Origin of the sequence: Paracidovorax sp. MALMAid1276 (assembly GCF_049198005.1) — a bacterium.
GTDB lineage: Bacteria > Pseudomonadota > Gammaproteobacteria > Burkholderiales > Burkholderiaceae_C > Acidovorax.
The window spans coordinates 1-19,473 of the sequence record NZ_JBMIRS010000159.1 but is presented as its reverse complement, the minus strand read 5'-3'; the positions used below and the strand labels follow the sequence as shown (position 1 = coordinate 19,473).

General features: G+C 69.5%; 14 protein-coding genes. 10 read left to right on the top strand and 4 right to left on the bottom strand.

The features are described from left to right. Positions 1 to 5: 5 nt before the first annotated feature. The 3 genes from ACOQFS_RS10785 (at position 6) to ACOQFS_RS10775 (ending at position 2,514) form a co-directional block, all read left to right on the top strand. Positions 6 to 722: a protein-L-isoaspartate O-methyltransferase family protein gene (locus ACOQFS_RS10785; RefSeq protein ID WP_421562877.1), complete on the top strand. Its 717-nt coding sequence runs from the start codon at positions 6 to 8 to the stop codon at positions 720 to 722. Between the two features lie 28 nt (positions 723 to 750). Beyond that, positions 751 to 1,092 carry a rhodanese-like domain-containing protein gene (locus tag ACOQFS_RS10780; RefSeq protein WP_421562876.1) on the top strand — a complete coding sequence of 114 codons (342 nt, stop codon included), beginning with the start codon at positions 751 to 753 and terminating at the stop codon, positions 1,090 to 1,092. Between the two features lie 84 nt (positions 1,093 to 1,176). Further along, positions 1,177 to 2,514, top strand: a complete 1,338-nt coding sequence (locus ACOQFS_RS10775) for a TolC family outer membrane protein (RefSeq protein WP_421562875.1) — start codon at positions 1,177 to 1,179, stop codon at positions 2,512 to 2,514. A gap of 31 nt (positions 2,515 to 2,545) precedes the next feature. Here the strand turns inward: ACOQFS_RS10775 and ACOQFS_RS10770 are convergent, their stop codons facing one another. The 3 genes from ACOQFS_RS10770 to ACOQFS_RS10760 form a co-directional block, all read right to left on the bottom strand. Beyond that, positions 2,546 to 3,910 (bottom strand): 3-deoxy-D-manno-octulosonic acid transferase, encoded by a 1,365-nt coding sequence (locus ACOQFS_RS10770; RefSeq protein WP_421562874.1) that lies wholly within the window; start codon positions 3,908 to 3,910, stop codon positions 2,546 to 2,548. 13 nt (positions 3,911 to 3,923) lie between these two features. Next, complete coding sequence (locus tag ACOQFS_RS10765) at positions 3,924 to 4,706, bottom strand: carbon-nitrogen hydrolase family protein (protein WP_421562873.1); 783 nt, start codon at positions 4,704 to 4,706, stop codon at positions 3,924 to 3,926. Between the two features lie 102 nt (positions 4,707 to 4,808). Further along, on the bottom strand, positions 4,809 to 6,197 hold the full coding sequence (locus ACOQFS_RS10760; protein WP_421562872.1) for a phosphomannomutase/phosphoglucomutase: 1,389 nt from the start codon (positions 6,195 to 6,197) through the stop codon (positions 4,809 to 4,811). Positions 6,198 to 6,387: 190 nt separating this feature from the next. Between ACOQFS_RS10760 and ACOQFS_RS10755 the strand changes: the two genes are divergently transcribed. From ACOQFS_RS10755 to ACOQFS_RS10740, 4 genes are all read left to right on the top strand, one after another. Then, a complete protein-coding gene (locus ACOQFS_RS10755) occupies positions 6,388 to 7,959 on the top strand; it encodes a DNA-3-methyladenine glycosylase 2 family protein (protein ID WP_421562871.1) in 1,572 nt (523 codons plus the stop codon). A gap of 73 nt (positions 7,960 to 8,032) precedes the next feature. Further along, the gene (locus ACOQFS_RS10750) at positions 8,033 to 8,590 is read left to right on the top strand and encodes a methylated-DNA--[protein]-cysteine S-methyltransferase (protein ID WP_421562870.1); all 558 of its coding nucleotides are present in this window, start codon (positions 8,033 to 8,035) and stop codon (positions 8,588 to 8,590) included. After that, positions 8,587 to 9,522 (top strand): DMT family transporter, encoded by a 936-nt coding sequence (locus ACOQFS_RS10745; RefSeq protein ID WP_421562869.1) that lies wholly within the window; start codon positions 8,587 to 8,589, stop codon positions 9,520 to 9,522. Before ACOQFS_RS10750 ends, ACOQFS_RS10745 begins: the two co-directional genes overlap by 4 nt. 196 nt (positions 9,523 to 9,718) lie before the next feature. After that, positions 9,719 to 13,555: an EAL domain-containing protein gene (locus ACOQFS_RS10740; protein ID WP_421562868.1), complete on the top strand. Its 3,837-nt coding sequence runs from the start codon at positions 9,719 to 9,721 to the stop codon at positions 13,553 to 13,555. A 106-nt stretch (positions 13,556 to 13,661) separates the two neighbouring features. Here the strand turns inward: ACOQFS_RS10740 and ACOQFS_RS10735 are convergent, their stop codons facing one another. Then, on the bottom strand, positions 13,662 to 15,608 hold the full coding sequence (locus tag ACOQFS_RS10735; RefSeq protein ID WP_421562867.1) for a propionate--CoA ligase: 1,947 nt from the start codon (positions 15,606 to 15,608) through the stop codon (positions 13,662 to 13,664). A gap of 174 nt (positions 15,609 to 15,782) precedes the next feature. Here ACOQFS_RS10735 and ACOQFS_RS10730 point away from each other — a divergent pair, with 174 nt between their 5' ends. From ACOQFS_RS10730 to ACOQFS_RS10720, 3 genes are read left to right on the top strand one after another with little or no spacing between them, the layout of a single operon-like run. Further along, a complete protein-coding gene (locus tag ACOQFS_RS10730) occupies positions 15,783 to 16,772 on the top strand; it encodes a chromate resistance protein ChrB domain-containing protein (protein WP_421562866.1) in 990 nt (329 codons plus the stop codon). Then, the gene (gene chrA, locus ACOQFS_RS10725; RefSeq protein ID WP_421562865.1) at positions 16,769 to 18,190 is read left to right on the top strand and encodes a chromate efflux transporter; all 1,422 of its coding nucleotides are present in this window, start codon (positions 16,769 to 16,771) and stop codon (positions 18,188 to 18,190) included. The genes ACOQFS_RS10730 and chrA overlap by 4 nt, the downstream gene beginning before the upstream one ends. 36 nt (positions 18,191 to 18,226) lie before the next feature. After that, entirely contained in the window at positions 18,227 to 19,153 is a 927-nt protein-coding gene (locus tag ACOQFS_RS10720) for a Fe-Mn family superoxide dismutase (RefSeq protein WP_421562864.1), read from the top strand. The last annotated feature ends 320 nt before the right edge of the window (positions 19,154 to 19,473 follow it).

The following is a 19,473-nucleotide window of genomic DNA, read 5'->3' as shown; positions in this document are numbered from 1 at the left end:
ATTCCATGAACCTGCCCCTGAACACCCTCGCCAACACCAGCGACCCCGTCGCCCAGGCCCGCTACAACATGATCGAGCAGCAGATCCGCCCCTGGAACGTGCTCGACGCCGATGTGCTGGACCTTCTGGCCGTGGTGCGCCGCGAGGACTTCGTGCCCCCGGCCTACCGCAGCATGGCGTTCATGGACATCGAGGTGCCCTTGCTGGGCACCGATGCCGAAGAAGCCGTGCGCCGCGGCCACAGCATGCTGCAGCCCCGCGTCGAGGCCCGCATGCTGCAGGACCTGCAGGTTCTGCCCACCGACCGCGTGCTCGAGATCGGCGCAGGCTCGGGTTACATGGCCGCACTGCTGGCCCACCGCGCCCACCAGGTGGTGTCGCTCGAAATCCACCCCGAGCTGGCAGAAATGGCCCGCGAAAACCTGCGCGACGCCGGCGTGCAGAACGCCGAGGTGCGCCAGGCCGATGGTGCGCGCGACGTGGGCATTGCCGACGGCCCCTTCGACGTGATCCTGCTCAGCGGCTCCGTGGCCGAGGTGCCCGACAGCCTGCTGGCGTTGCTCAAGGACGGTGGCCGCCTGGGCGCCATCGTGGGCAATGACCCCGTCATGCGCTTCACCGTCACGCGCCGCACGGGCGACCGGTTCGAGACCACCTCGCCCTGGGACACCATCGCGCCGCGCCTCGCGCACTTCCCCGAGCCTTCGGGCTTCACCTTCTGATTTTTCGTCTCGCCCTTCGGAGTTCTGCATGATCGATCACGTCCGCCCCGCCGAGCTGTCTGCCTGGTTTGCCACTGCGCCCGCAGGCAGCCGGCCCCTGGTGCTGGACGTGCGCGAACCCTGGGAGCTGCAGACCGCCAGCGTGCGCGCTGAGGGTTTTGACCTCGTGGCCATCCCCATGGGCGAGCTGCCCACGCGGCTGGATGAGCTGGACCCCGCCCGCCCCATCGCCTGCCTGTGCCACCACGGCGCACGCAGCCTGCGGGTGGCCGCGTTCCTGCAGCACAACGGTTTTGAGCATCTGGCCAACATCTCCGGCGGCATCGACGCCTGGTCGCATGAAAGCGACCCCGGCGTGCCCCGCTATTGAGTTGAGTCGCGCATGGCCTGTGTAAAGGCCGGTGCCTGCCCGCCCCGCTTTCCCCTCATCCGCAGCCCCTTCCGAAGGACATTCATGACCCCGTTCCGGCCTTTCTCCCTGCCGCTTCTGACCATGGCACTGGGCGCCGTGCTGGCCGCCCCCGCACAGGCGCAGAGCCTGCTGGAAATGGTGGAATCGGCCCGCACCTACGACACCGCCTGGCAGTCCGCGCGCGCACAGCTCGACGCCGCCGGCCGCCGCGCCGACCAGGCCCGCGCCGGCCTGCTGCCCACCGCAGGACTCACGGCGGGCCTGTCGCGCGCCAATGTGGAGCTGAGCCGCCCGCCCGTGGAGAACACCGGCACGCAGCAGACCGTGGGCGTGCAGGCCTCGCAGCCGCTGTTTCGCCCCGCCAACCGCATCACCCTGCAGCAGGGCGAGCGCGGCGTGGACGTGGCCCAGGCCCAGCTGGATGCGGCCACGCAAGACCTGCTGGTGCGCGTGAGCCAGGCCTATTTCGACGTACTTGCCGCGCAGGACACGCTCACCTTCGTGCAGGCCCAGAAGGCAGCCGTGTCTGAACAGCTGGCGGCCGCCAAGCGCAACTTCGAGGTCGGCACCACCACGGTGACGGACTCGCGCGAGGCCCAGGCCCGCTACGACCTGGTGATCGCGCAGGAGATTGCGGCCGAGAACGACCTGCGCGTGAAACGGCTGGCGCTGGACCAGCTGGTGGGCATCACCGGCACCCAGCCCCGGCCACTGGCCCTGCCCGTGAGCCTGCCCACCGTGCAGCCCGACAACGTGAACACCTGGGTGGACACGGCCCGCGAGCTGCAACCCGGCGTGCGCCAGGCCCAGGTGGCGCTCGACATTGCGCGGCTCGAAACCAAAAAGGCCGAGACCGGGCATCTGCCCACGGTGGACCTGCAGGCCGGCTATAACGTCACCCGCAACCCGCACGGCACTATTTCGTCGCCCGGCGTGAACAGCCGCACCAACAGCGCCAGCGTGGGCGTGGCCTTCAATTTGCCGCTGTTTGCCGGTTTCGCGGTGCAAAACCGCATCAAGGAAACCCTGGCGCTGGAGGAAAAGGCCGCTGCCGACCTGGAGACCACCCGGCGCAACGTGGCGCAGGCCACGCGCAGCGCCTTCTTCGGCGTGCAGTCCGGCCAGGGCCAGGTGCAGGCGCTGCAGGCCGCAGAGGCATCGAGCCAGAGCGCGCTGGACGCGAACAAGCTGGGCTACCAGGTGGGCGTGCGCATCAACATCGACGTGCTCAATGCACAAAGCCAGCTGTTCCAGACCAAGCGCGACCTGGCCGTGGCCCGCTACAACGTGCTGCTGGGCACGCTCAAGCTGCGTCAGGCGGCGGGCACCCTCACGCAGCAGGACATCGAGGCCATCAACGCGCTGCTGGCGCGGCCTTGAGCTTGGCCGCGAGCCCAACCTTGCGGTCGGGCTACGGCTGCTGACGCGTCAGCACGTCCAGCACCGCCCGGGCCGTGGCCGCTGCCGCACCCCGGTGGGCCGCTGCAAACCGGGTGGCCCGCTCGCTGGCGGCCAGCTGTGCGGCGGGGTCTGACACCAGCCGCACGGCCTCCTCCAGCCCCACTGCCATGTCGGGCACCCGCTGCGCCGCGCCGGCGGCGCAGGCCAGCTCTGCGGCTTCGGCAAAGTTGAAGGTGTGCGGGCCCAGCACCACCGGGCAGCCGCAGGCCGCCGCTTCGATCAGGTTCTGCCCGCCCAGCGGCGCAAAGCTGCCACCCAGCAGGGCGGCGTCGGCCAGGCCGTAATACAACGCCATCTCGCCCAGCGAGTCTCCCAACCACACATCGGCCGCATCGGGCTGCACGGCCCAGCTGCTGCGGCGCGACACCGAAAGCCCCGCTTGCTGCAGCAACTGGTGCACCTCGTCAAAGCGCTGGGGGTGTCGGGGCACGATGAGCCACTGCACGCCGGCCAGCGGCGCTGCAGCGCCATCTGCTTCACTATTGATAGCTGTCGGCGCTTTACTGGTAAGCGCGGAAGCCATTTTTTTCCTGAAATTTTCAAGCCACAAGGCCTCTTCGCCCTCGCGGCTGCTGGCCAGCAGCACCACGGGGCGCGCCAGCCGGGCACGCCATTGGCGGCCTTGTTCGATCTGGGCGGGGTCGGGCACCACGTCGAACTTGAGGTTGCCAAACACGCCGCGCACCGGAGCGCCCACAGCGCGCAGGCGCCCGGCGTCGTCGTCGGTCTGCGCCCAGGCGGCTGTGAGGCCCGCATAGGCCGGCTTCGCCAGCGGCGCCAGCCGCAGCGCACGGCCCAGCGACCTGGCATTGAAGCGCGCGTTGGCCAGCACCAGCGGCACACCGCGCTCGCGGCACCCCGCCACCAGGTTGGGCCACACCTCGGTCTCCATCAGGATGCCGATGGCCGGGCGGAACTTGCGCAGAAACCGGGCCACCGCGCCGGGCGTGTCCCAGGGCTGCCACACCTGCATGTCGCCGGGCAGCAGCAGCTTCTCGCCCTCGGCGCGGCCGGTGGCCGTGCCATGGGTCAGCAGCAGGCGCATGCCGGGCAGTTGCTGGCGCAACTGCGCCAGCAGGATGGCGGCGGCACGGGTTTCGCCCAGGGAGACGGCATGGATCCACACAAAGCGCGCCAGCGGGTCGGTGGTGCTGTGGGGCACCAGGCTGTCCACAGGGGGTGGATAGCGCCCGAAGCGCTCGCCCACGGCATGGGCATAGCCGGGCTCGGCCGCGGCGCGGCGCCGCAGCTTGCGGCGCAGCAGCGGCTGGGCGCACCAGGTCAGCAGCGAGTACAAGGCCCGTGTGGCGTTCATGCGGGTGCAGCGCTCATGCCGAAAGGGCCACGCCCAGAACGCCGCCCGTCCACTCGTCCTGGCTGCTGCGCTGGGCCCACACCACACCGGGCGCATCGTCCGGCGCGGCGGCCACGCACCGGCCACCGGGTGCCCAGAAGGCACTGCGGCCCGCGCTTACGTAGCCCCCTGAAGGGCCGCTGTAGTTGGCCAGCAGCACGGCCATGCCGTGGTCGCGCGCATAGCCTTGCAGCAGGGCGGATTCGGCGGGGTAGCCATTGGCGGAGATCAGCGCACCCGCCGCGTACAGCGTGGCGCCAGCGGCGCGCGCGGCCTGGGCATGCGCGGCATGGGTCAGGTCGGCACACACCGCCAGGCCCACAGGCTCGCCCGCCAGGGGCAGGACCAGGGCGTCGTCGGCACCCGGGCTGGCAAAGCATTCTTCGCTGGTATGCAGGTGGCGCTTGCGGTACAGGGCCACCCTTCCGTCGGCCTCCAGCATCCACGCGCCGATCGCGGGGTGTGCCCCCGCCGCAAGCGGCGCCGCCGGGCCGCCCACCACCAGGGCCATGCGGTGGTCGCGGGCCGCCTGCTGCAAGGCCTGCAGCGCGGGGTGGCTGGGGTCCATCACGTGGGCGGCCAGCAGGTCGGGCTCATAGCCCATCAACGACAGCTCGGGGAACAGCAGCACTTGCACGCCGAGCCGCGCGGCAGCGTGCACAAAGCGCAGGTGCGTCTGCAGGTTGCGCTGCACATCGCCAGGCGCTGCAGGACATTGGGCTGCGGCGACGCGCAGCGGAGAGGCAGGAAGGGACATGCCGGACAGCGAAGGAAAAAAGAGATGGCGCAAAAGAAAAAGCAGGCCGGATTGTGCCTGCCTGCTTTCCCGACGGCGCAGTGGGCCGGGACTCTCAGCCTCTCAGTGGCTGGCCGCCCCCACGTGCGCGTCCGGCTTCACGCGGTGCAGCAGCGCCAGCATGGCCGCCTCGATGCGGGCCAGCGCCTCGGGCGTGTGGCCCTCAAAGCGCAGCACCAGCACGGGCGTGGTGTTGCTCGCGCGGATCAGGCCGAAACCGTCGGGCCAGTCCACGCGCAGGCCGTCGATGGTGTTGATGGCGGCGGGCGCGGCAAAGGCGTCGGCGGCCAGGGCCTGCAGCTCGGCCGTCAGGCGGTGGGGTTCGCCTTCGGCGCAGGCCACGTTCAGCTCGGGGGTGGAATGGCTGGTGGGCAGCGCGTTCAGCAGCGCGCTCGGGTCGCTGCTGCGGCTTGCGATCTCCAGCAGGCGGCAGCCGGCATAGGTGCCGTCGTCAAAGCCGTACCAGCGCTCCTTGAAGAAGATGTGGCCGCTCATCTCGCCACCCAGGGGGGAATTGGTCTCCTTCATGCGGGCCTTGATGAGCGAGTGGCCGGTCTTGTACATCACGGGCACGCCGCCTGCGGCCGTGATGGCCGGGGCCAGGCGCTGGGTGCACTTCACGTCGAAGATGATCTCGCCGCCCGGCACACGGCTGAGCACATCCTGCGCAAACAGCATCATCTGCCGGTCCGGGAAGATGTTGTGGCCGTCCTGGGTGACGATGCCCAGGCGGTCGCCGTCGCCGTCAAACGCCAAGCCCAGCTCGGCGCCGCTGGTTTGCAGGGCGTCGATCAGGTCACGCAGGTTTTCGGGCTTGCTCGGGTCGGGATGGTGATTGGGAAAGTTGCCATCCACCTCGGAGAACAGCTCGACCACCTCGCAGCCCAGGGCGCGGAAGATGCCCGGGGCCGATGCGCCTGCGACGCCATTGCCGCAGTCCACCACGATCTTCATGGGCCGGGCCAGGCGGATGTCGCCCACGATGCGCTCGGTGTACGCCGGCAGCACGTCGGCGCTGCGCACCGAGCCGCCGGGCGCCAGCTGCCAGCTTTCCTGTTCCATGGTGCGGCGCAGGGCCTGGATGTCGTCACCGTAGATGGCGCGGCCGTTCAGCACCATCTTGAAGCCGTTGTAGTCGCGCGGGTTGTGGCTGCCCGTGACCTGGATGCCACTGGTGCACAGTGTGCTGGCTGCAAAGTACAGCATCGGCGTGGTCACCATGCCCACGTCGATGACTTCCAGGCCCGCGTCCACCAGCCCTGCGATGAGCGCCGCCGACAGCGCGGGCCCCGACAGGCGGCCGTCGCGCCCCACGGCCACGGTGCCCTGCCCCTCGGCACGGGCAGCCGTGCCGAACGCGCGGCCCAGTGCGCGGGCCACATCCTCGGTGAGCGTGCTCGGCACGATGCCGCGGATGTCATAGGCTTTGAAGATGGCGGGAGTCACTTGCACGGAGAGGAGCCTTTCAAGGAGGAGGTGCGGGCACGAGGGGTGGCCGCAGGGGGGCGCACAGGGGCTGGCCGAAGCCGCCAAATTGTAGGTGCGCGCTGGTGGCGCCCGTGTCGGCCAACGCCGCATGGCCGCTCAGGCACAGGTCCGAAAACGGCCAGTCCTGGCGCGTCGGGCTCCTATCATCGGCGCCATGACCTCTCCGACGCAGCCTGTTGCTCCCACCGCTGCCATCGCTGCCGAAGCCGCTGCGGACGAGGGCCGCTACCTGGCCGTGCTGGCGCGCGACGCGCGGTTTGACGGGCAGTTCTTCACGGGCGTGACCTCCACCGGCATCTATTGCCGCCCGGTGTGCGCGGTGCGTGCGCCACGGCGGGAGAACTGCCGCTTCTTCGCGCTGGCGGCCCAGGCCGAGCTGGCGGGGTTTCGGCCCTGCCTGCGCTGCCGACCGGAACTGGCACCGGGCGCGGTGGTGTGGTCGGTGCAGGACGCCAGCGGCATTTTGGTGCAGCAGGCGGTGCGGTTGCTGGATGCGCCCGACCTGTGGCCCGGCGCGGCCACACCGGGCGAGGGCCCCACCGTGGCCCGCCTGGCCCAGCGCCTGGGGGTGAGCGACCGGCACCTGCGCCGCATCTTTGAGGCAGCGCTGGGCGTGTCGCCCTTGCAGTATCTGCAGACCCGGCGCCTGCTGACGGCCAAGCAGCTGCTGACCGACACCCTGCTGCCCGTGACCCAGGTGGCGCTGGCCAGCGGCTTTGCCAGCGTGCGCAGGTTCAATGCCGCGTTTTCGCAGCACTACGGGCTCAACCCCACGCAGCTGCGGCGCAGCGGCGCGGCCGCTGGAATGCACGGTGCCAACACCCTGCGCCTGGGGTGGCGGCCGCCGCTGGATGCAGCCGCCCTGCTCGCGTTCTTCGAGCGGCGGCAGTTTCACGGGGTGGAGTGGGTGCTGCCCCAGGAGGCCACGCTGCGGCGCACCGTGCGCCTGTCTGCGGCCTGCACCGGGCTTGCGCAGGAGACCACGGGCTGGCTCAGCGCGCGTTTTGACCTGGCGCGCCACCAGGTGCTGCTGCAGACCAGCGACAGCCTCTACCCCGTGCTGCCCCTGGTGATCCGCCGCGTGCGCGCCATGCTCGACCTGGACGCCGACCCTGCCGCCATCAACGCCGTGCTGCACCCGCACTTTCCGGACGGCGACGGCTTGCGCGTGCCCGGCGCGTTCGACGGCTTTGAACTGGCCGTGCGTGCCGTGCTGGGCCAGCAGATCACCGTGGCGGCAGCACGCACCCTGGGCCAGCGCCTGGTGGAACGCCTGGGCGAGCCCCTGGCCACCCCGTGGCCCACGCTGAACCGCCTGTTCCCCACACCGGCCACGCTGGCCGCGGCCAGCGGCGACACGCTGGGGCAGCTCGGCATCGTGCGCCAGCGGCAAGCCGCCATCGTGGCGCTGGCGCGCGCGGTGGATGGCGGCACGCTGGCCCTGCACCCGGGCGCCGATGTGGGGCACACCACCGCCGCCCTGTGCGCGCTGCCCGGCATTGGCGACTGGACCGCGCAGTACATCGCCATGCGCGTGCTGCGCTGGCCCGACGCGTTTCCGGCCGGGGACGTGGCGCTGCACAAGGCGCTGGGTGTGTCGGGCCTCAAGAACCCCGCGCGCGCCGCCGCCGAGGCGTCGCAGGCCTGGCGGCCCTGGCGCAGCTACGCCGTGCTGCGCGCCTGGTCGGCCGGTGCCGTGCACCCCCAGGAACTATCAAAAACATAGCTGCAAGCCCTTATCCATAAAGCGCTGAAGGCGATTTTTATTCAATTTTTTCCCATCCAGACGGATTCCAGTGATGCAGTTCCACCCCCACACCGTTCAGCTCTCCACCGGCAGCGCATTGGGCCCCGTGCGCCTGGCCGCGTCGCCTGCCGGGTTGTGCGGCGTCTGGTTCGAGGGCCAGTGCCACGAACCGGCCGAGCGCCTCTACGGCGTGCGCGCCTGGCCGCAGGCCCCCGCGCACCCGGTGCTGCGGGCCGCCGCGCTGCAATTGCAGCAGTACCTGACCGGACAGCGCAGCACGTTCGTCGACCTGCCGCTGGACCTGTCGGGCGGCACGGCCTTTCAGCAGAGCGTGTGGCGCGGCCTGCTGGCCATCGGCCACGGTGCCACCACCAGCTACGGCGCATTGAGCCGCCAGCTGGGCTGCCCCCGCGCCGTGCGCGCGCTGGGCGCGGCCGTGGGGCGCAACCCGCTCAGCGTGGTCGTGCCCTGCCACCGCGTGGTGGGCACCGACGGCAGCCTGACCGGCTATGCCGGTGGCCTTGACCGCAAAAGGGCCTTGCTGACCCTGGAGAATGCGCCCCTCTGCGCGCGCACCCCCCTCGCAGCCGCTACCCAAGGAATTCAATGAGCACCCCCGCCACCGTTTCCCACCACCCCGCCCCCACCTGGATCGGCGAATTCGTTCTGCTGGCCGCGCTGTGGGGCGCATCCTTCATGTTCATGCGGCTGGGCGCGTCCGAGTTTGGTCCGCTGCCCACGGCCGGGCTGCGCGTGGCACTGGCCACCGTGTTCCTGTGGCCCATCATGCTGCGCCAGGGCCACTACGCCGCTTTCAAGGCGCACTGGCGGCCCATCATGTTTGCAGGCGTCATCAATTCCGCCATCCCGTTCGCGCTGTTTTCGTGGGCGGTGCTGCACATACAGACGGGGCTCTCCTCCATCCTCAACGCCACCGTGCCCCTGTTCGGCGCGCTGGTGGCCTGGATCTGGCTGGGCGACCGCATCAACCGCCTGCGCTGGGCGGGCCTGGCCCTGGGCTTCGTGGGCGTGGCCCTGCTGGCCTGGCGGGCACCCGCCGGCACGGGCTTCAAGACCGACAGCGCGCACTGGGCCATTGGCGCCTGCCTGCTGGCATCTGCGTTCTATGCGATCGCAGCGAGCTTCACGCGCCGCCACCTCACGGGCGTGCCGCCGCTGGCCACCGCCACCGGCAGCCAGTTGGGCGCCGCGCTCGGCCTGGCCCTGCCCACCCTCTGGCTGTGGCCGGCGCAGATGCCGGGTCCGCGCGCCTGGGGCGCCGTCGTGGCCATTGCGGTGCTGTGCACCGGCATTGCCTACATCCTGTTCTTTCGGCTCATCGCGCACACGGGGCCCAGCCGTGCGCTGGCCGTCACGTTCATCACGCCCGTGTTTGCCGTGCTGTACGGATCGCTGTTCCTGGGCGAAACCATCACGCCCTGGATGGTGGGCTGCGCGGCGGTGATCGTCTGCGGCACGATGTTGTCAACGGGACTTGTCAGTATGGCGCGCGCCCGCGCCGCCCCTGTGCAGAGGACCTAAACTCGGCGCATGGATTCAGCGCCGGTTCACCCCCTCACCGAGGCCACTCAGCCGCCCTGGGGGGCGGGTTTCACAGCGCCTCGGGCTGCCTTGGGTGCGGCCACCGCCCCCTGCCACCACAGCGCTGCAACGGCAACACCGCGCTCGTCACCGCCTTTGTCCGCGCCCCCGTCCGCCATCCTCCACCCTGCTGTCGATGGCCCATAACGCGCTGCTGGCCGGTGGCCTGCTGATTCTCATGGTGCTGGCGCTGGCGCATCTGCCGCCCAGGGAGCTGCTGCGTCCGTCGCTGCCCACGCAGCTGCTGGTGGGGCTGCTGGGCGGGGCGGTGTCGGCCCTGATACTGCTGGTGCTCACGCTCAATGCACCGCAGCTCGGCGTGGTGGCCTACCCCACGGCCACGGCGTTCGTGGGCCTGTATTTCGGGCCGCTGTCGGCGCTGGTGACGGCGGGCATTGCCCTGCTGGCCCTCGGCTGGACCGGGGCTGCGCCCGACTGGACGGCCGCCCTGTGCGTGCTGGCGGGCGCGTTTGCCCTGGCGGTGCTTTGGCGGCTGGTGGATGCCAAACGGCCCGACCAGCCCTGGCTCACCATGGCCGGCATGGCCATCAGCCTGCCTGCCGTGATCAGCCTGTGCCACATGCTGTCGGGCGGCGCGGCGCAGCCAGCCTCGGTCACCGACTGGCTGGTGCAACTGCCGTGGTACCACGGCGCCGGGATCATGATCCTCGGCACGGGGCGGCAGCTGCTGGCGGCCAAGGCGCACGCCGCCGTGGCCCTGCAGGCGGCGCACGACACGCTCGAGTCGCGCGAGCAGCAACTGCGCCTGGCCCTGGATTCGCTGGGTGGCGGGCGGTGGGAATGGGACGTGGAGCAACGCCGGTTCCGGTGCTACGGCAGCTTCTACCAGACCTTCGGCATAGAGGCCGACGACGAAGAGGCGCCCGACCTGTGGCAGCGCTGGTATGCGCTGCGCCACCCGCTGGACGCCGAACGCAACGCCGCCCGTCTCGCATTGGCCATGGATGGCCTGGACGAGAACTACGAAGCCGAGTTCCGCGTGAAGGACACCGAAGGCCGCTGGCGCTGGCTGATGTCGCGCGGCACGGTGGCGCGGCGTGACGCCCAGGGCCGACCCACGGCCCTCATCGGCATGGACGTGGACATCACGGCCCACCGCGAGGTGGAAGACGCACTGCGCGACTCGGAGGCCAAGTACACCACCTTCTACCAGACGCTGCCCGACCCGGCGGGCATCTCGCGCATCTCGGACGGCCGCTACATCGACATCAACCCCGCGTTCTGCGAAGTGCTGGGCCTGGCGCGCGAACAGGTCATCGGGCGCACGTCCACCGAGCTCAGGATCTGGGCGACCGAGCACGAGCGCGAGCGGCTGCTGGCCACCTTCCGGCGCGACGGCAAGGTGGACCGCCTGCCGCTGGTGGCCCAGCGCGCGGGCACGCGCATCCCCGGGCTGATGTCGGCACGCTCCGTGCTTGTGGATGGCGAAAACTGTTTTGTCTTCGTTTTCAACGACATGACCGAAGCGCACCGCACCAGCGACGAGCTGCGCGCCCTGAACAGCCTGCTGCAGCAGGCCGGGCGCCTGGCCCGCCTGGGCGCGTGGGAAGACCAGCGCGGCAAGGGCCTGGTGTACTGGTCGGACGTGTGCTTCGACATCCACGGACTGCCTCCGGGCTCGCCCCTGCCGCATGACTACATCGACCGCCATGTGGCCCCCGCCTACCGCGAGCCGCTGCGCAACAACCTTCGCCTGAGCATCCTGGAGCGGCGCGAGTGGAGCATGGAGATCGAGGTGCTGCACACCAGCGGGCGGCTGGTGTGGGTGCGTGCCATGGGCGAGCCGGTGATCGACAACGGCCGCGTGACCCACGTGCGCGGCGTGATGCAGGACATCGACGAAGCCAAGCGTGCCGAGCAGCGGCTGCGCCAGTCCGAAGAGCGCTTTTCGCGCATCTTCCACCTCATGCCCTACCCCATGGGCCTGTCGCGCCGCAAGGACGGCCGCTACGTGGACATCAACCCTGCGTGGGTCGAGATGATGGGCATTTCGCGCGAGGAAGCCATCGGCCGCACCGCGGTCGAAATGGGGCTCTTCAGCGCCGAAGACCGCCAGCGGATGATGGACGCGACCGACCCGGACGGCCAGCTCAGCGGCTATGAGCTGACGCTGACCGTGCGCGGTGGCGGCACCCGTACCGTGCTGCAGTCCATGCGCGCCACCGAATTCGACGGCGAGCCGTGCTGGCTGTTCTCGGTGCACGACATCACCGACCGCAAGCGCAACGAGATGCAGGTGCGCGAGCGCGAGGAACTGTTGTCGCTGACCATCGCGGCCGCGTCGCTGGGGCTGTGGGACTGGAACCTGCAGACCGGCACCATCACCGGCGACCCGCGCTGGCAGGCCATGCGCGGCCTGGTGCCCACGGACGGCCCCCTGCCCCCGATGCAATGGACACGCGACGTGGCGCCCGAAGACCTGGAGCGCATCTCCGCCGAGCTTGCGCGCCACACGGCCCGCCCGGCCACGCCGTTCGATGTCACCTGGCGCATCGCCACGGGCGACACCGCGCGCTGGGTGCGCAACCTGGGCAAGATCGTGAGCACCGATGGGGAGGGACAACCCGAACGCATGCTGGGCGTGTCCATCGACGTGACGCCCCAGCGCGAGCAGGAGGTGCTGCTGCAGCGCCTGGCGCTGTATGACGCGCTGACGGGCCTGCCCAACCGCGTGCTGCTGGCGCGCAAGCTGCAGGAGAGCATGGCCGTGGCGCGCAGCAAGGGCACCCTGCTGGGTGTGGCCTACCTCGACCTGGACGGCTTCAAGCCCGTGAACGACCGCCTGGGCCATGGCGCGGGCGACCGGCTGCTGGTGGTGGTGGCCGGCCGCCTGACGCGGGCACTGCGCGCGCTGGACACCGTGGCCCGGCTGGGCGGCGACGAATTCGTGATCCTGATGCCCGAGCTGGCTTCGGTGGCCGACTGCGAAGAGCGGCTGCACCGGCTGATGGAAAGCATCTCTGCGCCTTACACGCTGGAAACCGAGCGCGTGGTGGTCACCGCCAGCATCGGCTACACCCTGTTCCCGCAGGACGATGCCGATGCCGACACCCTGCTGCGCCACGCCGACCAGGCCATGTACGCCGCCAAGCAGGCCGGCCGCAACCGGTTCCACCAGTTCGACTCTGCGCAAGAGCGTGCGCTGCTCACGCTGCGCGAGCAGGGCCGCCACGTGCGCGAAGCGCTGGAGGGAGAACAGTTCGTCCTCTTCCTGCAGCCCAAGGTGGACATGAAGAGCGGCGCCGTGGTGGGCGCCGAAGCGCTGGCCCGCTGGCAGCACCCGGCGCGCGGCGTGGTGCCGCCGGGCGAATTCCTGCCCCTGCTCGAAGGCACCGAGCTGGAGATCCGCTTTGGCGAATGGGTCATCGAGGCCGCCCTGGTGCTGCTGGAGCGGCTGCAGGCGCAGGCCATGCCCCTGCCGGTCAGCATCAACATCGCCGCCCAGCAACTGCAGCACCCGGCCTTCGCCGCATGGATGGCCGCATGCCTGCAGCGCCACCCGCAGGTGGCGCCGCACCTCGTGGAGATCGAGATCACCGAAAGCGCCGCACTGTATGACTTGGCTGCCGTGGCCGCCGCGCTCACGGCCCTGCGCGCCCTGGGCCTCACCGTGGCGCTGGACGACTTCGGCACCGGCTACTCGTCACTGACCTACCTGCGGCGCCTGCCCATGGACACGCTCAAGATCGACCAGAGCTTTGTGCACGGCATGATGGGCGACCCCGGCGACCTGGCCATCGTGCAGGGCGTGATTGGCCTGTCGCGCTCGTTCGGCTACCGCGTGATCGCCGAAGGCGTAGAAACCGTGGAGCAAGGCCAGATGCTGCTGCAACTGGGCTGCACGCAGGCCCAGGGCTATTGCATTGCACGGCCCATGCCGCTGGCCGACTTTGTGGCCTGGGTGCCGGCGTGGCAGCCGCCAGCGGGGTGGCAGCGGAATCGGCCGGTGTGATCGGGTTTTACACCCAAGGCAATCATCAAAACACGCTTCAGCGCTTACTGGGTAAGCGCTTGAAGCTATATTTTTTATAGCATACTGCGCTGATCTTGCGCCGGGTTCACGGGCCCACCAGGTCCTTCACCTGCTGCAGCGCCGCCGGGTCTTCCATCGTCGTCAGGTCGCCCGGGTCGCGCCGCTCAGCCACGGCCTGCAGGGCGCGGCGCAGCAGCTTGCCGCTGCGGGTCTTGGGCAGCAGCGTCACAAAGTGCACGCGCGAGGGCCGAGCCACCGCGCCGAGGCGGCTGTCCACCAGCTTCATCACCTCGCCTTCCAGTTTCAGGCGCGCCGCGTCGTCCGAGAGGCCCGAGGCATCGCGCGCCACGGCGAACGCCATGGCCACCTGGCCCTTGAGGCTGTCGGCCACGCCCACCACCGCCACCTCGGCGATGTTGGGGTGCGAGGCAATGCTTTCCTCGATCTCGCGCGTGCCCAGGCGGTGGCCGGCCACGTTGATCACGTCGTCGGTGCGACCCAGGATGAAGTGGTAGCCATCGGTGTCGCGGATGCCCCAGTCGAAGGTGCTGTAGATCAGGCGGCCGGGAATGCTCTTCCAGTAGGTGTTCACAAAGCGGGCGTCGTCGCGCCACACGGTCTGCATGCAGCCCGGGGGCAACGGGCCCTCGATGGCGACCACACCTTTCTGGTTCGCGCCGGTCAGCTCTTCGCCGCTGATCTCGTCGATCAGCTTGACGTGGTAGCCGTACATGGGCTTGCCAGGGCTGCCGAAGCGCGCGCTTTGCTTCTCGACGCCGTTGGCCAGCGTCAGGATGGGCCAGCCGGTTTCGGTCTGCCAGTAGTTGTCGATGATGGGCACCTGCAGGGCATCGCTGATCCACTGCGCCGTGGGCTCGTCCAGCGGCTCGCCGGCCAGCCACAGCGCCTTGAGGCTCTTCACGTTGTATTTGGCCAGGTAGGCCGGGTCCTGCTTTTTCAGCACCCGCACCGCTGTGGGCGCCGAGAACATGTGCGTGACCTGGTATTTCTCGACGATGCTCCACCACACGCCCGCGTCGGGCCGCGTGGGCAGGCCTTCGTACATGATGGTCGTCATGCCGGCAATCAGCGGGCCATAGACGATGTAGCTGTGCCCCACCACCCAGCCGATGTCACTGCTTGCAAAGTAGGTGTCACCCGCCTTGGCGTCGAAGATGTGCTTCATGCTCGCGGCCAGCGCCACGGCGTAGCCGCCCGTGTCGCGCTGCACGCCCTTCGGTCTACCGGTGGTGCCGCTGGTGTACAGCGTGTAGCTGGGGTGGGTGGATTCCACCCAGACGCAGGGCACCTCGGTGTTGAGGTGCTGCTCGCGCAGCGGCGCCCATTCATGGTCGCGGCCCGGCTGGAGGTGCATGGGGGCCAGGCCCCGGTTCACCATCAACACAGCGGCGGGCTTGTGTTTGGACAAGGCAATGGCTTCGTCCAGCAGCGGCTTGTAGGGCACCACCTTGCCGCCGCGCGACCCCGCATCGGCACTGACCACGGCCACGGGCTCGGCATCGTCGATGCGCGAGGCCAGCGAGCCCGCGGCGAAGCCACCGAACACCACCGAATGCAGCGCCCCGATGCGCACGCAGGCCAGCATCGCAAACGCGGCCTCGGCAATCATGGGCATGTAGATGAGCACCCGGTCACCCTTCTTCACCCCCAGGCTCTGCAGCACGGCCGCCATGCGCTGCACCTCGGCATGCAGCTCGGCGAAGCTGTAGCTGCGCTCGGAGCCCGTCTCGGTGGATATCGCCACCAGCGCCGCCTGGTCGGCCCGCGTGGCCAGGTGCCTGTCGACCGCGTTGTGGCACAGGTTGGTGGTTCCGCCCACAAACCATCGGGCGAACGGTGGGTTGCTGTAGTCGCAGATTTGCGTGGGCGGCGTCTGCCAGTCGATCAGCCGGGCCTGTTCGTTCCAGAACAGGTCGCGGTGGTCGAGCGACTGGCGATAGAAATCAGCGTAGGCGGTCATGGTGGTCTCCTCGGCATCATGGGCCCGTGCATGCACGGTTTCTGAATTCATAATTATTCATGACGGACTTGCGGCAAGCTGACGCTCCAGGCGCTGCACCGTGTGTGCGAGCCTGGGGCGGCAGATGCCGCTGGCGGTTGTATGACGAATATCGGCGCCGCGCAACCTTTGGATCGTCAAAATTAGATATCGATGTTTCATGTGGCAATACATATACTTCAATACATGTGGTCCATTCTGATCTTGACCCTGCCCACGCAGCCCAGCGCCGTGCGCTTGCGCGTCTGGCGCAACCTGAAGGCGCTGGGCTGTGCGGCGCTCAGGGACGGCGCTTACGTGTTGCCGCTCGACCATGCTGGGCTGCTGGCACCCATCGCTGACGAAGTGCGTGCGCATGGCGGCACCGCCCTGCTGATGACCCTGTCTGCCACCGACAGCCAGCAGCGCGAGCAGGTACAAGCCCTGTTCGACCGCACCGACGCTTTTGCCCAATGGCGCGAGTCGGCCGCTGCCGTGCAAGCCGACCTGCCCGCGCTGAGCGAAACCGAGGCGAGGCGCCGGTTGCGCAGCGTGGGCGACGCGCTGCAGGCCCTGCACCGCATCGACTACTACCCCAACGCCGCCGCCACGCAGGCCGACGCCGACTTGGCGGGCCTGCGCCAGGCGTTCGATGCCTGCTTTTCGCGGGGCGAGCCCGCCCCGCTCCCTGCGCACGGCCTGCCGCAGCTGCAGGCCCAGCAGTTTCAGAACCGTCGCTGGGCCACCCGCGCGCGCCCGTGGGTGGACCGCCTCGCCAGCGCATGGCTGATCCGGCGTTTCATTGACCCGGGCGCCACGCTGGTTTGGCTGGACGACCCTGCCTTGGCGCCGGACGACGTGCTGGGGTTCGACTATGACGGTGCCCGCTTCACCCACGTGGGCGCGCTCGTGACCTTCGAGGTGCTGATGGCCAGCTTTGGGCTGGACACCGATCCCCGCCTGCAGCGCATGGCCCGTGCCGTCCACTATCTGGATGTGGGCGGCATTCCGGTGCCGGAGGCAGCGGGCCTGGAGGCCGTGCTCGCCGGCCTGCGCGAGGTGCATGCCGACGACGACGCCCTGGCCCAGGCGGCCGCGCAGGTGTTCGACGCGCTGCACGCGCTGCCCTGCCAGCCCCCCGCATCGGCCTCCGCCGCCGCCCCCCGCACTCCAGCCACACCCAGGGCGACGCCATGACCCACGACACACCTGCTGCAGTGCCCGAATCCGCGACCGAGACCGCGCCGGCTCCCACCAGCACGGCAGCCTCGCCCCCCGATGACCGCCCCGGCCCCGTGGGCTTCGGCCAGGCCCTGCGCTTCTGGCTCAAGCTCGGCTTCATCAGCTTTGGCGGCCCAGCGGGCCAGATCGCGATCATGCACGCCGAGCTGGTGGAGCGCCGCCGCTGGATCAGCGAGAAGCGCTTTCTGCATGCCCTGAACTACTGCATGCTGCTGCCGGGCCCCGAAGCCCAGCAGCTGGCCACCTACATCGGCTGGCTGCTGCACCGGTCGTGGGGTGGCATCGTGGCCGGGGCGCTGTTCGTGCTGCCCTCGCTGTTCATCCTGATCGGCCTGTCGTGGGTGTACCTGCGCTTTGGCGATGTGCCCCTGGTGGCGGGCATCTTCTACGGCATCAAGCCTGCCGTGACGGCCCTGGTGCTGCACGCCGCGCACCGCATCGGCACCCGCGCGCTCCAGAACGGATGGATGTGGGGCATCGCCGCCGCATCGTTTGTGGCCATCTTTGCGCTGAACACGCCGTTCCCGGCCATCGTGCTGGCCGCCGGGCTGATGGGCTACTTCGGCGCCCGCCGCTGGCCCGCCGTGTTTGCGCTGGGCGGCGGCCATGCCAACGGGCACAAGGGCTATGGTCCGGCACTCATCGACGACGACACCCCGCCGCCGGCCCATGCCCGCTTCTCGCGCGGCCACCTGGCGCGGGTGCTGGCGGCGGGGGCGGCACTGTGGCTGGCCGCCATGGCGGCGCTGGTCGCCACCCAGGGGTGGGAGGGCACGCTCACGCAGATGGGCTGGTTCTTCACCAAGGCCGCGCTGGTCACGTTTGGCGGCGCCTATGCCGTCCTGCCCTATGTCTATCAGGGCGCCGTGGAGCACTACCACTGGCTCAGCGGCCCCCAGATGATCGACGGCCTGGCCCTGGGCGAAACCACGCCGGGCCCGCTGATCATGGTGGTGGCCTTCGTGGGCTTTGTCGGCGGCTGGCTGCAGCAGGTGTGGGGGCCCGATGCGCTGTTCGCGGGCGCCGCCGCAGCGGCTGCGGTCGTGACCTTCGTCACCTTCCTGCCCTCGTTCGTTTTCATCCTGGCGGGTGGCCCGCTGGTGGAGGCCACCCACGGCAAGCTGGGCTTCACGGCGCCACTGTCGGCCATCACAGCCGCCGTGGTGGGCGTGATCCTGAACCTGGCGCTGTTCTTTGCCTACCACCTGCTGTGGCCGCAGGGCTTCGGCGGGGCGTTCGACGCCGTGTCGGCCGCCATTGCCATGGGCGCGCTGGTGGCGCTGTTCCGCTTCAAGCTCGGCGTGATGCCCCTGCTGGGCCTTTGCGCGGCGGTGGGGCTGGCGGTGACGCTGATCCGACCCTGGCTGGCCTGAGCTGCCTTTCACCCAACGTCTTCTTGGAGCCTCGCCATGCCAGCACACCCCCAAGCCCTTCCTTTCGACCCGGCCACGCTGCCCGGCCTGTCCGAAAAGCTGCTGCGCAGTCACCACCACAACAACTATGGTGGCGCCGTGTCGCGGCTCAATGCCATCCGCGCGCAGCTTTCGGGGCTGGACTTCGCATCTGCGCCCGGCTTTGTGCTCAATGGACTCAAGCGCGAGGAGCTGATGGCAGGCAACTCCATGCTGCTGCACGAGCTGTACTTTGGCAGCCTGGGCGGCGGTGGCGCCGCTCCCGCACCCGGAATGCTGCTGACGCTGACTGCCAACTTCGGCAGCGCTGAGCGGTGGCGCGAAGAATTCATGGCCCTGGGCAAGGCGCTGGGGGGTGGTTCGGGCTGGGTGCTGCTGGTGTTTCAGCCGCGCGATGGCTCGCTCGTCAACCAGTGGGCCAGCGACCACACCCAGGCGGCTGCCGGTGGGGTGCCCATCCTCGCGCTGGACATGTATGAACATGCCTACCACCTCGACCACGGCGCTGCGGCGGGCGCGTATGTCGATGCGTTCATGGCCAATATCGACTGGGCTGCCGTGTACGAGCGCTACCAGCGCGCGGTCCACGCCGCCAGCATGGGCCTGGAAGCATCGGTACAAGACGCGCAGCAGGCCCGCCATCGCATCGATGTGCGCCGCGCGGGGGTATACGACGCGGCCACCACCACCCTGCCCCATGCCCCCTGGCGCGACCCCGCGGCCGTCGACGCCTGGGCGGGAGATCTACCGACCGACGAAGCGGTGGTCGTGTACTGCGTCTACGGCCACGAGGTCAGCCGTTCCACCGCATTGCGCCTGCGTGCCGCAGGCATCCCGGCGCGTTATCTGCAAGGTGGCATCGACGGCTGGATCGCGGCAGGCCAACCGGTGCAGGTCAAAGCCTCCGCATTGCCCGCTGGTTGAGATGCCACCGACCGCACACCGGTCCACAGCCTGGCTGATTCTATAAAAATGATAGCTATCAGCGCTTACTGGATAAGCGCTGGAGGCAAAAAATACCCATATTTCCTCATCACAGCCGGTGCGCAACACCCGTCGTGTGGGGGCCCATTGCATGTGCCATGTCCTGGCTCGCTCCGAGGCGCCCCACCTCGACCGTTTCACGATGCCGGTTCAGCAACCGCCCGGGTGCGCAGCTGCGCTCAGAACGTGTTTACGATCTCGCAGGGGATCGCGTTGGAGCGCAATCGGGATGAGTGGATGCCTCGGATGCGCCGCATGGG

Coding starts and splice junctions, on each gene's coding strand:
- ACOQFS_RS10730 (WP_421562866.1), top strand. CDS start 15,783: ATGTGGTCCATTCTGATCTTGACCCTGCCCACGCAGCCCAGCGCCGTG.
- ACOQFS_RS10770 (WP_421562874.1), bottom strand. CDS start 3,910: ATGAACGCCACACGGGCCTTGTACTCGCTGCTGACCTGGTGCGCCCAG.
- ACOQFS_RS10740 (WP_421562868.1), top strand. CDS start 9,719: ATGGCCCATAACGCGCTGCTGGCCGGTGGCCTGCTGATTCTCATGGTG.
- ACOQFS_RS10750 (WP_421562870.1), top strand. CDS start 8,033: ATGCAGTTCCACCCCCACACCGTTCAGCTCTCCACCGGCAGCGCATTG.
- chrA (WP_421562865.1), top strand. CDS start 16,769: ATGACCCACGACACACCTGCTGCAGTGCCCGAATCCGCGACCGAGACC.
- ACOQFS_RS10780 (WP_421562876.1), top strand. CDS start 751: ATGATCGATCACGTCCGCCCCGCCGAGCTGTCTGCCTGGTTTGCCACT.
- ACOQFS_RS10755 (WP_421562871.1), top strand. CDS start 6,388: ATGACCTCTCCGACGCAGCCTGTTGCTCCCACCGCTGCCATCGCTGCC.
- ACOQFS_RS10735 (WP_421562867.1), bottom strand. CDS start 15,608: ATGAATTCAGAAACCGTGCATGCACGGGCCCATGATGCCGAGGAGACC.
- ACOQFS_RS10720 (WP_421562864.1), top strand. CDS start 18,227: ATGCCAGCACACCCCCAAGCCCTTCCTTTCGACCCGGCCACGCTGCCC.
- ACOQFS_RS10765 (WP_421562873.1), bottom strand. CDS start 4,706: ATGTCCCTTCCTGCCTCTCCGCTGCGCGTCGCCGCAGCCCAATGTCCT.
- ACOQFS_RS10785 (WP_421562877.1), top strand. CDS start 6: ATGAACCTGCCCCTGAACACCCTCGCCAACACCAGCGACCCCGTCGCC.
- ACOQFS_RS10745 (WP_421562869.1), top strand. CDS start 8,587: ATGAGCACCCCCGCCACCGTTTCCCACCACCCCGCCCCCACCTGGATC.
- ACOQFS_RS10775 (WP_421562875.1), top strand. CDS start 1,177: ATGACCCCGTTCCGGCCTTTCTCCCTGCCGCTTCTGACCATGGCACTG.